Origin of the sequence: Sporosarcina sp. E16_3 (assembly GCF_017347125.1) — a bacterium.
Classification (GTDB): domain Bacteria; phylum Bacillota; class Bacilli; order Bacillales_A; family Planococcaceae; genus Sporosarcina.
Genome location: NZ_JADPRX010000018.1, coordinates 1 through 15168 on the forward strand (window position 1 = coordinate 1; position 15168 = coordinate 15168).

General features: G+C 37.7%; 12 protein-coding genes and 1 pseudogene. 6 read left to right on the top strand and 7 right to left on the bottom strand.

The features are described 5' to 3' along the window. Nucleotides 1-383: 383 nt before the first annotated feature. Nucleotides 384-821: a VOC family protein gene (locus I2483_RS11650; RefSeq protein WP_207277380.1), complete on the top strand. Its 438-nt coding sequence runs from the start codon at nt 384-386 to the stop codon at nt 819-821. Between the two features lie 344 nt (nt 822-1165). Here I2483_RS11650 and I2483_RS11655 read toward each other — a convergent pair. The 3 genes and pseudogenes from I2483_RS11655 to I2483_RS11665 all read right to left on the bottom strand — a co-directional run bounded on the left by I2483_RS11655 (nt 1166) and on the right by I2483_RS11665 (nt 3581). Continuing rightward, nucleotides 1166-1494, bottom strand: a pseudogene (locus I2483_RS11655) (tRNA-binding protein). 33 nt (nt 1495-1527) lie between these two features. Continuing rightward, nucleotides 1528-2439 (bottom strand): DMT family transporter, encoded by a 912-nt coding sequence (locus tag I2483_RS11660; protein WP_207277381.1) that lies wholly within the window; start codon nt 2437-2439, stop codon nt 1528-1530. A 467-nt stretch (nt 2440-2906) separates the two neighbouring features. Continuing rightward, nucleotides 2907-3581 (bottom strand): DNA alkylation repair protein, encoded by a 675-nt coding sequence (locus tag I2483_RS11665; RefSeq protein ID WP_255550409.1) that lies wholly within the window; start codon nt 3579-3581, stop codon nt 2907-2909. 144 nt (nt 3582-3725) lie between these two features. On the opposite strand from I2483_RS11665, the gene I2483_RS19675 reads away from it, so the two are divergent. From I2483_RS19675 to I2483_RS11680, 3 genes are all read left to right on the top strand, one after another. Then, the gene (locus I2483_RS19675; RefSeq protein ID WP_207277383.1) at nt 3726-5432 is read left to right on the top strand and encodes a MutS-related protein; all 1707 of its coding nucleotides are present in this window, start codon (nt 3726-3728) and stop codon (nt 5430-5432) included. 178 nt (nt 5433-5610) lie between these two features. Then, complete coding sequence (locus I2483_RS11675) at nt 5611-6522, top strand: hypothetical protein (RefSeq protein WP_207277384.1); 912 nt, start codon at nt 5611-5613, stop codon at nt 6520-6522. 62 nt (nt 6523-6584) lie between these two features. Beyond that, the gene (locus I2483_RS11680) at nt 6585-7970 is read left to right on the top strand and encodes a leucyl aminopeptidase family protein (protein WP_207277385.1); all 1386 of its coding nucleotides are present in this window, start codon (nt 6585-6587) and stop codon (nt 7968-7970) included. A 51-nt stretch (nt 7971-8021) separates the two neighbouring features. Here I2483_RS11680 and I2483_RS11685 read toward each other — a convergent pair whose 3' ends face one another. After that, complete coding sequence (locus tag I2483_RS11685) at nt 8022-9203, bottom strand: ABC transporter permease (RefSeq protein ID WP_207277386.1); 1182 nt, start codon at nt 9201-9203, stop codon at nt 8022-8024. 328 nt (nt 9204-9531) lie between these two features. Here I2483_RS11685 and I2483_RS11690 point away from each other — a divergent pair, with 328 nt between their 5' ends. Next, nucleotides 9532-11079 carry a sensor domain-containing diguanylate cyclase gene (locus tag I2483_RS11690; protein WP_207277387.1) on the top strand — a complete coding sequence of 516 codons (1548 nt, stop codon included), beginning with the start codon at nt 9532-9534 and terminating at the stop codon, nt 11077-11079. 69 nt (nt 11080-11148) lie between these two features. On the opposite strand, the gene I2483_RS11695 is transcribed toward I2483_RS11690, so the two are convergent. Continuing rightward, nucleotides 11149-12093, bottom strand: a complete 945-nt coding sequence (locus I2483_RS11695; protein WP_255550410.1) for a TRM11 family SAM-dependent methyltransferase — start codon at nt 12091-12093, stop codon at nt 11149-11151. A 14-nt stretch (nt 12094-12107) separates the two neighbouring features. Next, on the bottom strand, nt 12108-12689 hold the full coding sequence (locus I2483_RS11700; RefSeq protein ID WP_207277388.1) for a branched-chain amino acid aminotransferase: 582 nt from the start codon (nt 12687-12689) through the stop codon (nt 12108-12110). A gap of 276 nt (nt 12690-12965) precedes the next feature. On the opposite strand from I2483_RS11700, the gene I2483_RS11705 reads away from it, so the two are divergent. Next, nucleotides 12966-13949, top strand: a complete 984-nt coding sequence (locus tag I2483_RS11705; protein ID WP_207277389.1) for an LCP family protein — start codon at nt 12966-12968, stop codon at nt 13947-13949. A gap of 48 nt (nt 13950-13997) precedes the next feature. Here I2483_RS11705 and I2483_RS11710 read toward each other — a convergent pair whose 3' ends face one another. Next, the gene (locus I2483_RS11710) at nt 13998-14900 is read right to left on the bottom strand and encodes a cation diffusion facilitator family transporter (protein WP_207277390.1); all 903 of its coding nucleotides are present in this window, start codon (nt 14898-14900) and stop codon (nt 13998-14000) included. Nucleotides 14901-15168: the final 268 nt, after the last annotated feature.

Here is a 15168-nt window from a genome sequence, read left to right on the forward strand (position 1 = left end):
GTAAAGGAATATACAAGCACCTTGACCATCATTTTAAACAGTTTGGAGTTTAAACATTGAAAAACAAAATGAAACGACGTGCATCATTAGTTGAAGAAAGTATCTCTTAGCCAAATTACTATTCTCTATCATAAGATGAACTGTGCTTTGATTTATTCTCAATTACTATTTGAAGCAAACAACAGTATGTCTTTTTATAATCTTTTGTTTTGCCTTAAACGGGCGTGATTGTTGAATAAGCTTCACTCTTCCTGTTCAACAATTGGGCCAGTTTATTGGACAAGGATATTTTCTGTTTTTAGCGAATTAGAATTAGAATTACAAACAAACTTATCAAGAATACAAGTTATTGCAAAATAACAGGAACATAGGAGGTATGAGATTTGAAGATCCATAGAATAGATCATGTGGGTGTAATCGTAAATGATCTCTCTGCCGCTAAAGATTTTTTTCTCGATTTTGGCCTTGAGGTGCATGGGGAATGGGAAATGGAAGGAGAGTTGATAAATCAGGTATTTGGGCTTAATGACGTTAAAGTAGCATGTGTAGGATTGGGGACGCAAGACGGTCAGGTGTGGATAGAGCTAATCAAATTTTATAATCCGTCAGATGAAAGAGATATTCAGCAACCTTTTCCAAATACTCCGGGTATCCGGCATATTGCATTTGCTGTTGAAGATATTGATGCTGTTGTTGCCAAGTTGAAAAAGAAAGGTACGAAAATCTTTAGTGAGATACTACACTATGAAGAAAGGTATAAGTTATGCTACTGCAGAGGGCCAGAGGGAATTATTTTAGAGTTGGCGGAGAAAATCAAATAAATTATGGATAATTAATAGTTATAGGGCCAATAATTAATGGATTTTGACAGACCGCCAGTGAAACAGATAATCACGTCGATAAAGTTGTTCCGCAAGCGGGCACGATTGTTATGTAAGCGTTTCTGTTCTAATTCAACTAACGGGTTGCTTTACTTCAATTAGGGGTTTAGCACCCTTTTTTTTATTCAACTAAAGATGCAGGTTAGTGAAACATTGACTTTAAAAAAACAGGCTGTTTGAATGACTATTAAAAATAAAAAACACAAGTGAATGATACCACTTGTGTTTTTTAACTTTGACTTTGATTTTAGGTGGAATTTTTAAGCTATGTGTACATAACACCCTTACCCTAAACGGTCACCTTTTTTAACCTTTTGCTGAGGTTCTATAAGAACAATACCTTGTTCTGAATAAACACCCATCACTAAAGCCTCTGAACTAAAATCAGCAACTCTCATAGGAGGAAAATTGACTACTCCTAATACTTGTTTACCGACAAGTTCATTTAAATCATAACAATCTGTTATTTGAGCACTACTTTGTTTAATTCCTTTCTCTTCTCAAAGTCCACCCATAATTTATAGGTTGGTTTTCTTGCTTTAGGAAAAGCTTCTGCTCTTGTAATTTCTCCAACACGCATATCTAATTTTTGGAAATCGTCAAAAGTTGCCATAGTAATGCCTCCTAAAATTTGTTTTCACATTATTTATTGAGAAAAAGAATGGTTAGGGGGTTTTTGTTCTTCTTGTCCATCTTTAATAACTAGTAAGACCCCTAAGAGAATTAAAATAGAACCTATCCAAAAGGTAATACTAATCGTTTCACCTAGTATTAACCATCCCAATAATGTTCCAACAATGGGTTGAAAGAAAAAGAAAACTCCCCCACTGGAGGCACTTAACATTTGTAATCCACGATTCCATAATAGAAATGCAATAGATGTCGATATTACACCCAAATAAATTAATCCTCCCCAAATGGTTGGATTAGTTAAATCGTTCATATCAATTTGTGGTAATTTTGGTATAACAAAAGGAGTTATAACAACAACAGCAATTAAAGTAGCATAGGTCGTAACGACAATTTGTGAATAATCACTTGGTATACGTTTTATGAGTACAGACATTAACGCCCATGTTAATGCTGCGATAATAAGTGATACTCCACCAAGCATGCTAGACATATTAATATCATCAATTCCAACAATGATAATCACACCAATAGTGGCTAAACTAACTGAAATAGCCTTCTTTAAAGTTAAACGTTCTTTAAGGATTAAACTAGCAAACAAAACCATAAATGCGGGTGTTGTGGAAGTGATAATAGCACCCATCTGTGCAGTAGAAAGCATTGTACCTGTTTCTTGAGTCACAATGGAAATGACGTACCCTATAATTGCAATAGCAATTATAATGCCAAAGTGTCGTCTATTAATTCTCCAATTTTGTCTAGTCACCAGTCCAATTATGACTAGTGCAACTAATGCTATTAAATAACGCATCCATACAAGTTCTAATGGTGGTATGACTGCCACTAATACTTTAACGACAACATACATACCTCCCCAGATACTTGAAGCTATTATTAAATATAAAGAACCAAATAGTGTGTTTTTCATTTTATACCCTCCGTTTTAATTAAGGCTTTATATGCCTTAACGGAGAGAAGTAGCTATCTCTCCATTAAGAGCGGGAGAGTACTACTGGTACATCATTTTCGAATAAAGGTGCGTAAAACATAATTGTTCACCCCTTTTTTAATATTAAGTAATGCATTTATTTTACCAAATATCTATACTAATTACAAAATAAGTTGAGGTTGTAAATTATTAATAGTAGAAAATCTATTTTGACTATGTAACGGAGTGCCATGCCAATAATATTATTGAGCTAACTGGTACTATAGTAAAATAAGGATAGTGAATATAAGTCAAAAGAACGCCACCTTCTGAGCGTTTTTATTTGCCATTTATATTGTTAATTTACTGTTGAAAAATATACCGATTAGTATGATAGTTACACTGTCTATAGCGTTTTTCTCCCCATCAACCGAACCCGTTACTGATTTTCAGATGTCTTATTACTTTCACTTAAAGTGTTTCAGAGCTTCTCTTTTACTAAGTGGTTTTAAATGATGTCTATCCACAAATGATTTCACGCAATCCGGATTCGTCTTGGCATATTCCCGTAAAGCCCAACCAATCGCTTTTTGGATGAAAAATTCACCTGAACTAGAATGTTGTTTGATAATCTCGAATAATAAATCCGTATCCGTCTCTTGTTTGAATTTTAGTTGATGAAGAATCGCAGAACGGTTTGTCCACATATTGTTAGAAAGAGACCACTCCAGCATGATTTTTTCGCCGTAATCGCGATCAAGTTTTACAATACGACCAGCAAAATGTGGAGCAATCGAATCGACACTATCCCACCATGACTTCGTTTCAATCAATTGAAGTAAAGCAGGGAAATCTTCTGTTGTTAGATGCTTTTTCATTTTCTCAATCAGAGCAAATGCTGAATATTGGTACTCCCGCTCTGGAAGATTATATAGTTTCCATACCTCATTAAAAAGTTGTCCAGGTTCAGGCAACGCGCATTCCGCAAACTGCTCTTTTAATAATTGCTTACGAAGTGGACTCTTGATGCCGAGGAAAGGGAAATGACCTTTCATATAGGCAGTCATCGGTCCAGCTAGTTCCTCGTTGCGATTCGCTTCAAATTTTTCAAAAATTCCTTGATGATTCCATACTTTTTTCAATGTAATTACCTCCAGAAGGTTTGAGTAAGAAAAGTGCCACAAATATGATAAAAGGCCGAGAATGATAATAAAACAAAAAAATGAAACTTTCAATCTTTTTAAACGTATTACATAATAAGGCATATAAAGAAGGGTGTGGTTAAAGTGGTGAATTCTTTAATCATTATCATACTAATAGTGGTCGTTTTTATCGTTTATCATTACCTAACGAAAAACAACAAGAAACTTAAAAAGTTCCGGAAAGAATGGGAATCGGGGCACTTCCACGCGGCTAGTGAGAGTTTCCAAACAGTTTCATCTTACTGGGAAAACAAGAAAAACATTAAATTAGGGTATGATGGCGTAGATCAGTTGACGTGGGATGACTTAGCGATGAATGAAGTTTTCAAAAAGCTCAATTATACACAGTCCACTGTAGGGTCAGAATACTTATTCAATCAGCTTAGAGATATCAACCCATCCCTTGTACAGGTGCAAAATAATGAGGAACTTTATACCTTATTGGCAAGCAATCAGGAATTAAGGGAAGAGCTTCTTCTGATATTGTCAGGTCTAGGAAAAAGAAATTATACAAATTCATCATCATTTTTTCACGAAAACCAAGGCAATAAAATTAAACATGCATCTATTTATATTCTATTGGGTGTACTGCCAATCGTGTCAATCACCCTGATGTTTTCTAGTTTGAAATACGGGATTATGCTTATTTTAGGATCATTTCTACTCAATACAATCATTTACTATCGAAATAAATCGATGTTAGAAAATGAACTGTTTGCCGTCTCGTATGTAGCAGCCATCATTCATGCTGCAAAAAGCCTAGCGTCCGCCAAACATCCTGAATTCACAAGATATGCAAAGGAATTCAAACAACAGGTACAACCTATCAAAAAAGTATTGACGTTGACAAAAATTGTTGCTATTGGAAAAGAAGGCGGCGGAGAATTTGATTTTATTTTTGAGTACATTCGAATCTTATTTTTATTGGATTTCATTTCTTATAATAAAATCATCAAAACGGTATCCAATCATAAAGAGGAGTACCGTAAAGTTTGGGAGCGTATTGGTGAACTCGATGCTGCGATTGCCGTCGGGTTTTACCGTAAATCGCTTGATACATATTGTACGCCTATTTTTATTGGTAAAGAAGAAATTTCATTCGGAAATATGGCTCACCCACTTATTGATAAGCCAGTTACAAATACATCGACCCTTGGCAAATGTACGTTGATTACTGGCTCCAACGCATCCGGAAAGTCAACGTACATTAAAGCAATCGCTATTAATGCGATTTTGGCACAGACTATCAATACGGCATTGGCGGAAAAATGGATGATGAAACCGAGCTTTATCGTGACATCTATGGCGATACAGGACAATGTATTAGATGGGGATAGTTATTTTATCGCCGAAATTAAATCGCTCAAACGAATTATTCAGTTGATTGAGGAAGAAAAGCCATGCATCTCCTTTATAGATGAGATATTGAAAGGAACAAATACGATAGAGCGGATCGCTGCATCTGCTGCAATTATGGAGTGGCTTTCTGCAAATAATGGCATCAATGTGGTTGCATCTCATGATATAGAACTGACCGAAATGGCAAAGTATCGGTATACAAATCATCACTTCCGAGAATCGATTGAAAACGGTGAAATCCAGTTTGATTATACGGTCCATCCAGGTCCTTCACTAACAAGGAATGCAATCAGGCTTCTTGAAATACTTGACTATCCGGCAAGAATAACGGAAACAGCAAATGGCCTAGCGCAACATTTCACGCGTTTACGTGAGTGGGAAGGGATTGGAGAGCAATCAGCCGACAAAGATCAGTGGAAGGGTTATAACTAGATATGCTGAAATGAAGACTTTCATTGAATACGCTACGGCGCTCGGGGATACCTCCCGCCCTAAGCCAAGCAACTTCGTCGCCAGTCTTAGGGCTTCGGTTGCCCCTTGTAAGGCGCCTTAGCTCAGTTTATATAGGTAGTCATGTGTTCAATATATATAGATAAGGAGGTGCAGGGAAATGAACGTTCAGATACACCCAACCAAACAGCAAATTGACACTTGGATTGAAAAACATGTACCGGAAAAAGATTTATTTTTTCTGCGTGAAGAAGATTTGATAACGATTGGAAGTGATTTACAAGGGGCATTAGTGATTCCGAGAGATGAATTACGATATTCTACATATAACCAAATTCAGTGGGTTAACAGTTATACGACTTGGGCTATTTTAAAAGACTTTCAATTTGTAATTGTTGCGCAGCCAGATTGGATAACGACTCTACCCCTACCAGATAAAGAAGCTTTATTCCGAATGCAACATGCAGCGGGAAGAGGTTTAATTTTTCCGCTCTCCTATTTTTCTAAAACGACGGCACTTCCTAATGAACACATCATCAATGTGAATGACCGGCAAGTTATCGTTATCCAAAAAGACATGTGGATGAAACTACCTCATTCTTATCAAGAAGAAGCAATCAAAGCATATGCACAAGAATATGACAATTGGACATCTAAGGAGATTCCAACAAACATACCGGCACATCTAAAAAAGTATGCAAATACGTTTTCTGCAGAGCCAGGAGCTAACTGTCTAGCCGCAGTACTTTACGCAATCAGTACAAATCCAAAACGAGAGTGGATTATCTACGAATGGGTATTTCAAAACACATTTATTGAAGGATTGAAAAATGTAGGCTATTCACTAATGGACCAAAAATTCCGAGAAGGTGATGTCGTAGTGTGGGTGAATGAGCAGGAAATCATTCAGCACGCCGCCTATTGCATCGAAAATCAACTATTTTTTAATAAGAACGGGCAAACTTTTTTCAACCCGTGGAAAATTGTTCAGTGGGATGAATTAAGAGAAGAATGGAAGAGATATATACCGCGTGTTTATCGAAAGCTTTCCAGAAAAAAGATAATTCGTTGAAGTTGGACAACTTGTGATAAACTATTTTAGAAGTCGAAATAATTTATCCGGGGGGAATTCATATGTCTAATGAAGTAAAAGTTATTTTTGCGAACGATCCAATTGTTTCGGAAAATGCTGCAATCAAACAATTTGTAGCCAATCAAAAGGCGGGGCATAGTTCTGTAATAATCGAAGAAACGCATTATATTGTAGTAAAAGAGTGCAAAGAAAAAGAGGCGACACTTGAAAAAGTTCGCGCAACAGCAGGGAATATTGCTCGTGATGTAAGCGCTCAAAAAGCCGGAACAGCAATTATTGAAGCAGAAATTCTTTCGCATGCTTACGCAAAGTTGGATAAAGAATCTGTCCTAACAGCATTTGCAGAAGGGTGGGAACTAGGGGCATACCAGTTTGTTACATACAAATCGGATGTCACAGCATTCCAAACTGAACTTCATGTAGTCGGAGAAGAAGCAAAGCCGTTCGTCGAAGCAGGCAAGATGCGTGCGGCAGCAACTGCGTTCTCACGCGACTTGATGAATGAACTGTCCAACGTCTTAAATCCAGAAACATTCCCAGAAGTACTGAAGAAAAACTTTGAAGGTACTGACGTTGAAGTGAATGTCTTTGACAAAAATCAACTTGAGGAAATGGAAATGAACGGCGTGCTGACAGTCGCTCGTGGTAGTATCTACAAGCCGTCATTCGTTGAACTCGTCTACAAAGGCGACGCGTCTAAACCGCTTGTGGCACTCGTCGGTAAAGGCGTGACATTCGATACAGGCGGCATCAGCTTGAAGAGCGGCAAAGACTTAAGTGATATGCGCATGGATATGGGTGGAGCAGCTGCCGTTTCAGGTGCACTCACATTGCTTGCGAAATCGAAAGCAAAAGTAAATGTCGTGGCACTTATTCCAATCGTGGAAAACATGCCAGATAACACATCTGTCTTACCAGGTGAAGTCATCACCTACAAAAATGGATTGACAGTACAGGTCGGCAATACCGACGCGGAAGGTCGTCTCATTTTAGCAGATGCACTTATTCGTGCAGGCGAGTGGAAAGCGGAATACATCGTCGATATCGCTACGCTTACAGGTGCAATCGTCAATGCACTTGGCACTGAAATCGGTGGTGTTTTCGGAGATGAAGAACTTTCTATCCAAATGAAAAAAATTGGTGATCAAAACGGTGATTTCATCTGGCCGATGCCATTAGTCGAAGCGTATGATAAGTCCCTAGACAGTGACTATGCGGACATGAATAACATCAGTTCATTAGGCGGGGCAGGATCCATTACAGCAGGCTTATTCCTTCGCCGTTTTGTACCGCAAGATAGTAAATGGTTGCATGTCGATATGGCAGGCATGATGAGTAAAAACAGCGCTTCAGGATATTACGCGAAATCTGCAACAGGCTACGGCGCACGTCTCTTGGCCGACTATACAACATTTGTTTCAAACTGAAAAAAGAAAGTGCTCAGTTATCATACTGGGCACTTTTTTTGGTTATTAAATTTACTGAACAAAAATGCGTTTCGATGCGAAAAAGTAAACAAACCAGTATGCAACTAGCAACTCCATGGAGATTAGTACAACGACTTTTAGATCAAAAATAGGATTAAACGAAGCCAAGTTGAAAAAAAGTAGTTGTACGATTAATAGGCTCATTAGTAGTTTTTGAAAAGACTGTTTACGTGTCTTAGTTGATACGGGATAAATACGGGAACTGTCATTTATCGAGTATTGTAAAGGGAGTAACTGATATCCGGATAAAAGTAATAGTGGAAAAGCAACAAACCAGCCATAAGCAGGAAAGAAGTAACTAACGCCAATCCCGATTAAGGTTAATCTCACATACAAATAATAAAATTCATTATACCTGATAAATAAGTGTGAAAATAAGTACGTGTAGGAAGAAGAAAGTTTATAAGTTATTACTTTTTTTAACAACCAACCTAAAAGCTTCCGCCGTTTAAATGAATGCTTAAGGTGAGGGACATCAATATAGAAATTAATAAATTTATAGATCTTTAACAGGGACTTTTCTTCTTGGTTTATTAAAAAACTCCAATTAATCCCTTTATCCTGCGTAGTAAATACATAGAACCATAGAAGGAAATTGACAAACAACAAGATCACTGAAATTGCCCACTCACCTGTAAACATAAAATAAGTAAGGGTATAAAATGTTGAAAACCGAATGACTTTGTGGAAGAGCTTTTGAAGTTTAGTAGTTAGCCATTGTTCAATCCAAGTCAGGCGAATGTTTAAGATGATTAAGCCTGAAAAAGTAATAATGGATACGGCATTGAAAATTTCCCCTTGTTTTAGTAAAGGGCTAATAATTAGTAGCATGATTATCAATTTGATTGCATCTATAAAGGCACTATAAAACATCGATTTCTTAAAATAGGAGGATAACGCTGTCTCCGCTGGCATTAAAAAGATAACATCAGCTTTTTTGACAAATGTACGAACGTTAGCCTTTAAAAAAGTGAATGTAATTACGAATGATGCTATCATTTCGGTTGGAAAATGGGGAGGTAACCATTGAAGAAATTTCATGTAGTAATAAAGAGAAATACTGCCAAAGATGATAAAGGAATAAAATACACCCATTGCAATAAGAGAAAAGTATTTCACGATTTCCATGTAAAACTCTTTCAATCTTTCATCCCATATTGACTTAACTTCCATTACATCACCATCTTTCAACTCTTACTATTTAATAGTTGAAGAAATTTAAAGTTTGAGCAAAGGCACCTTACAAAAATCACCGAAGCGTCATTGTGAATGTAATGGTGTTTATTACCTAAATATAATTATTTAACAGTGTTACAATTTAAATATGGACATCCCTTGAATTATATACCATATATAGGGGGATTGGAATCCTCTCATACTGCATAAAACTGATTAGTGATATTTTAGTTTCTATTTCTACTAATGTTAGTGATTCAACTGTCACCTTTATAACCGATATAATGATAGATACCAAATACAACTTAAAGAAGAGGTAATACATATGATCAAAACATTACGTTTCTGGATAATGTTTTTAATATCATTCGCGATGATTGGTATACTCAGTATCACGTTGCTTTCTGGCTATTATGTAACAAAAGAGAATTTAATAAATAACTCTCTAGAAATCAACAGAGTCTATTCAATGAAATTGGCACGTTTGACGGAGGAAGTATTTAACGGAATGCAAAGTAATTTGCAAATTAAAGCTTCCGAAATTAGTGCAGAGATTGATGACGTTGAAAAGTTATCTAGCACACTTGCAGATCTATTAACTAGCAGTAAAAACTTTAATTCCCTATCGGTTATAAGTAAAGAGGGAGTGGTACTTGCTACCTCGCCGGAATTGGGCATAGTAGGAAAAAAACTGGAAACCGAGGGTCCAAAAGAAGCACTCCTTAAAAGAAAAAATCTTATATCCGTGCCTTATAAAGCCGCAACCGGAAGACTGCTCATTCTAGTCTCCACCCCTTTGTGGAATGAAAAAAATGAATACCTGGGTTTCTTAAGCGGCACGGTTTATTTGCAGGAAGATAATATTATTAATAATATCTTTGACGAACACTATGCTACGGACGGTTCTTATGTTTGGGTAGTCGATAATAAGGGGATGTTGATTTACCATCCGGATCCAAAACGAATCGGGGTAATAGTCAACGAAAATAAAGTCGCGCAAAAAATACTAGGACATGAAAGTGGTGCACAAAAAGTTACGAACTCAGAAGGTAAGCAATTTCTTGCCGGCTACACATACATTAAGTCGAGTAGATGGGGAGTTGTCTCCCAAACACCTTATGAAACAAGCGTCAAACCGTTGAAGGGGATGATATACAAAATGCTATTGTACGCCCTTCCTTTTGTCCTGTTTTTTTTCCTGTTAACTATTATTTTGACTGAAAGATTATCATCTCCGTTGCGCAAATTGGCAATGTTTTCGGCAAAACTAAAGGATAACGATGAGCAAAACCAATATGCCGACATTCCAACATGGTATTTTGAGGCTAAGCAATTAAATGAAACAATTCATGAATATGCGAAAGACCAGCAGTTGAGGGTAGAGAATTATAAAGAACGCTCCTACACAGACCCTCTTACCGGATTAAAGAATCGTAGATATGGCGACAAAGTTACTACAAGGTGGACTTCGGACAAAAAACAGTTTTCGATTATAATGATTGATATCGACCATTTCAAAGATGTCAATGACAATTACGGCCATCAAATTGGAGATGAAGTACTTAGGTTTCTCGCGAAAAAAATGAGCGATATCTTACGCGGGGACGATGTATGTGTCAGATTGGGGGGGGAGGAGTTTGTTGTTTTATTGGCTGAAACGGATGTTCAGGAAGCAATGGTTATCGCCGAAAGGCTTCGAACGACCGTTTCAACATCGTTATCCCCAACGAATGATTATATAACGATTTCTTTAGGTGTTGGTGGTTATCGTGAAAATCTGGAAACAATAGAAGAATTATACGACAGAGTAGATAAGGCATTGTACCAAGCAAAAACAGAAGGAAGAAATAGAGTTGTATTATCCGGAGTTTAATTAGGGGGAAATACCTGCTGCAAAATCACAAAAGGAAAGACCTCGCTTCTTTGAACGAGGTCTTTTCTTTTATTCACAAACAAGTACTTGTCTGATAAAATGCCCTTTTTTCGCTACACAACGATCCGTAATAACGAAACCAGCTTCTTCAACCATATGATCGATTGTTTCAATCGTGACAACGATGACTTTCTTTGTAAAGCGGCGTGCTTCCTTCAATATTTCAAGTTGCGCTTCAGGTGTAATATGTGTAAAGAGATTATAAGGCATGTCGATAATCGCGACGTCATAGTCGTCAACAACCTCGGCAATAGGGCCGACATCTACACTACCCACGAGTTCAAAATGGGCAATGTTCTTTCTCGAACCTAAAACGACACGCGGGTTAATATCCCGTCCGACGATGTTAATACCCATTGACAATGCTTCAACTAGTACGGTTCCAATGCCACAACAAGGATCGATTGCTCGTACACCCTGGGGATGTGGAACCGCAATATTAGCTACAGCTCTTGCGACACGTGTACTTAATGCCGTAGAGTACATATGTGGTTTTTTCTGATGAAGGAACCAGACCGATTCACTTTCAACAAGTTTCCCGAAATACCACTTACCATCCAATAAAACTATGCCAAACGTATTGACGGGCGGGTTTACTAAATCAGGTGTACCATTGATACGTAAGCCAATTTCTCGCTCAATTTTCCGACGTTCCGGATGTCCAATCTTTTTCGTCAAATCGAGATCCGTTGTATTCAAACTGACGACCCTAAATGTAGAATTACTTATATCGTATTGTTCAACCTGTTGTGAAATTCCATCAAGACTGTCACTTTCATACATAACATCCAGTCGTTCTTTCATAAATGCACTGCGACTTGGATTGATTTTAATAGAACTTCTCAACACGGTAGAAGTGACATCAAAGCCGAAAAAGGATCTCATCTCTAACATGCACAAATCATGCTCATCTGTGTGCTGCGTATATGTGTAAATAAAATCTAAATCACTCAATTAATTCCCATCCTTTACTGCGCTTCATCAACGGTCTCAATCAATTTGAATATAAAGTTGTACATAAGTTGATAAACTTCAACAAAAGATAAGTCTTCACTAAAACCTTCTATATAGTCAAGTGCAAAATTTATATCCCATAATCCGTCTTCATTGGAAAACATGACACTATATTTTGCACCATCGCCGTGTAAATGTGCGTCAAGATATGCTTTCATGTCATTCCCGAATTTCTTTTGTAATTTCAGTCCAAATAAGGCAGTGTACGTTTCAAAGACATCATCAAGTTCCAGAACGACGGCGTCGACTCTAATAACTTCAAAAGCATTTGATTCTACGTACACGAATTCATTCATATGACTTTTTAAATATGAAATGCTGTCATTTAAAAAGTTCTGATCTTCTTCTCGAATCAAATTTTCCGTTTCTTTAACGCAGCGTTCGATGGCGCTGAATTGAAACGCTTTTTCTACAACGGTTACATCCCCAGCAATCAATTGATGTTTGGCGGCGTACTCTTTATCCACATTAAAGAACTCGATTTTATTATCCAGCGTATTTTCTGCAATATACTTTTCCATCTGTTTTTTTAACATTTCAGATCAGCTCCTTGACTAGAGAGGGATTAAACTGCATTCCTCTTATACCTTAGTATAGCCTACATTGTTCCGTTAGGCTTTTATTTTGTAACATCTATTTTCTTGAATTATTCCACAGATAAGGTGTCAAATAAAGAGAAGGGGAAATCTTGATAAAGACCAGCGATTGTTGACAAGATGTCTAGACAACTATAGAATTTTTATAGTGTAGGTAACAATGGATAGTAAGTAAACAAGACATGACATAGAATTTAACGATAGGTGGATTTATGAATGAAAAGAAGCGAGCGTAGAAATAAGAAACGTAAAGGACTAAGGAATTTCTTTATAGTGACTGCAGTGATTCTGTTAGCAGGAATCGCATATGGGGTAACTCAATACTATAGCGGAAAGTCTTTGGCAGACGAAGGAATGCTTAAAGAAGACGCGTCGTTTGATGAATTTGAAGGTGCAGATCCTCAGTTTGGTGAAATTAATGTTCTATTATTAGGTAGTGACTCGCGGGGAGATGAAGATGCACGAGCTGATACGTTAATGATTGCTCATTACAATCAAGCGACTCATCAGATGAAACTTGTATCTATTATGAGAGACACGTATGTGGATATCCCGGGTCACGGATACCATAAAATGAATGCTGCCTTTTCTATTGGGGGTCCAGAACTTGTAAGACAAACGATAAAGGAAAATTTCGATATTGATATTCATTCCTATGCAATTGTTGACTTTACTGGATTTTCGAAAATTGTAGACGTTGTAGCTCCTAATGGGATAGAAGTTGATATTCCTTATGCCATGTCTCATGGAATTGGAATGACATTACAGCCTGGAAACCAATTGCTAAATGGCGAACAGTTACTTGGCTATGTGCGTTTCCGCCACGATAAACATAATGATTATGGGCGAGTGGAACGGCAGCAGGAAGCGTTGTCGAAATTAAAGGATGAAGCCGTAAGCGTCCACAGTTTACTAAACTTACCTAAGTTACTAGGTGTTGTGGAACCTTACGTTAATACAAATGTCGATAATCGAACAATCCTTACAATCGGTAAAGGTTTACTACTTGGCAAGACTGATAAAATAGAGACGCTACGAATTCCTGTTGAACACTCTTTTGAAGAGAAGCGTGTAGCGGCAGGGGAAGTTCTTAGTATCGATTTCGAGCAAAACAAACAGGCATTACAACAGTTTTTATCGACTGAGGACGAAGTGGAAGACGCTGAGTTAGAAGAAGAAATACTTCCAGAAAAAAATTGAGTAATCAATAAAAGTTGCGTACATGTCATTGACATGTACGCAACTTTTTTAGTCGTCTTCTTTATACCAAGGATTCAAGTGAATCAAAACTTCATCCACATCTTCATTACATTCCATGATTGTATCCCTGATTTTATGCGAAACATCATGCCCTTCCTGAATTGTCATTTCGCCCGGCACACCAACACGCAGATCGACTAGAATATAATGACCATGTTCCCGCGCGCGCAAACGATCAATCCGTTTCACTTCAGGGATTGTCATGATTAAAGCCGCGAATTCATCCAGTCTGATTTGGCTTATGTTTTTCTCCATAAGGACGTCCATTGCTTCTCTTCCAATTTCATACGCAAGTTTGAGCACTAAAAACGACACAATGATACCCGCTACGGGGTCACCGTAAGCTAGGAAGTGAATGTTGTACAGATCGCCAATGAGTGCAAGCCCGATTCCCACAACAGCTGCTAGGGAAGCATAGACGTCTGCCAAGTGATCATAGGCGGTCGCAATCAACCCTTTACTATTGGTCAATTTACCAATCCGGATTGTATAGACATACAAGACCTGTTTCCATATAAGCGAAATGAAAGCAGTTAGTAAAGCAATTAAACTAGCTTTAGCTGGTTCCTCAAAAAGTGCAGAAATTGCTTCAAATGCAATATAGAGTGCGGCAATTCCTAAAATCAGTGCCACAACGGCAGAACTGATTACTTCCGCTTTTCCGTGTCCATATGGATGGTCATCATCCGCGGGGCGCTTAGATATTCGCATCGAGGTTAAGGCCGCACCGCTGGCAATCACATCGCCGGCATTATGGAAACCGTCGGCTAGAAGAACCGGACTTTGAAAGAGAAAACCCACAACAAGTTTAATGCCTGTTAGGAGGATATTGCTTATTAAACTGATCCAAACCGCAATTATTGAAGCACTTGAATGGCTATGTTTATTCATCAATGATGACCTCCTATTAATATCTTTCCCGAGGGAAACAAAAAACCTTGACAGGCTCCTGTCAAGGTTTTGGGGTATTCGTATAATCGGTTAGGTTGAATGCATGCATAGGTATCACTCGCTAAATTAAGACGTTTTCCAATTGTAACACTGCCAGATTCAGACAGCAAGGAAAAGGTTGAGGACTTCGAATCGGTCATATCATAAATTAAATATGCAATCTCCAATAAAAATATCGAAAATAGCTGGATTCCATACCTTGCTGTCT

Coding starts and splice junctions, on each gene's coding strand:
- I2483_RS11660 (WP_207277381.1), bottom strand. CDS start 2,439: ATGAAAAACACACTATTTGGTTCTTTATATTTAATAATAGCTTCAAGT.
- I2483_RS11675 (WP_207277384.1), top strand. CDS start 5,611: ATGAACGTTCAGATACACCCAACCAAACAGCAAATTGACACTTGGATT.
- I2483_RS11680 (WP_207277385.1), top strand. CDS start 6,585: ATGTCTAATGAAGTAAAAGTTATTTTTGCGAACGATCCAATTGTTTCG.
- I2483_RS11685 (WP_207277386.1), bottom strand. CDS start 9,203: ATGGAAGTTAAGTCAATATGGGATGAAAGATTGAAAGAGTTTTACATG.
- I2483_RS11690 (WP_207277387.1), top strand. CDS start 9,532: ATGATCAAAACATTACGTTTCTGGATAATGTTTTTAATATCATTCGCG.
- I2483_RS11700 (WP_207277388.1), bottom strand. CDS start 12,689: ATGTTAAAAAAACAGATGGAAAAGTATATTGCAGAAAATACGCTGGAT.
- I2483_RS11705 (WP_207277389.1), top strand. CDS start 12,966: ATGAAAAGAAGCGAGCGTAGAAATAAGAAACGTAAAGGACTAAGGAAT.
- I2483_RS11710 (WP_207277390.1), bottom strand. CDS start 14,900: ATGAATAAACATAGCCATTCAAGTGCTTCAATAATTGCGGTTTGGATC.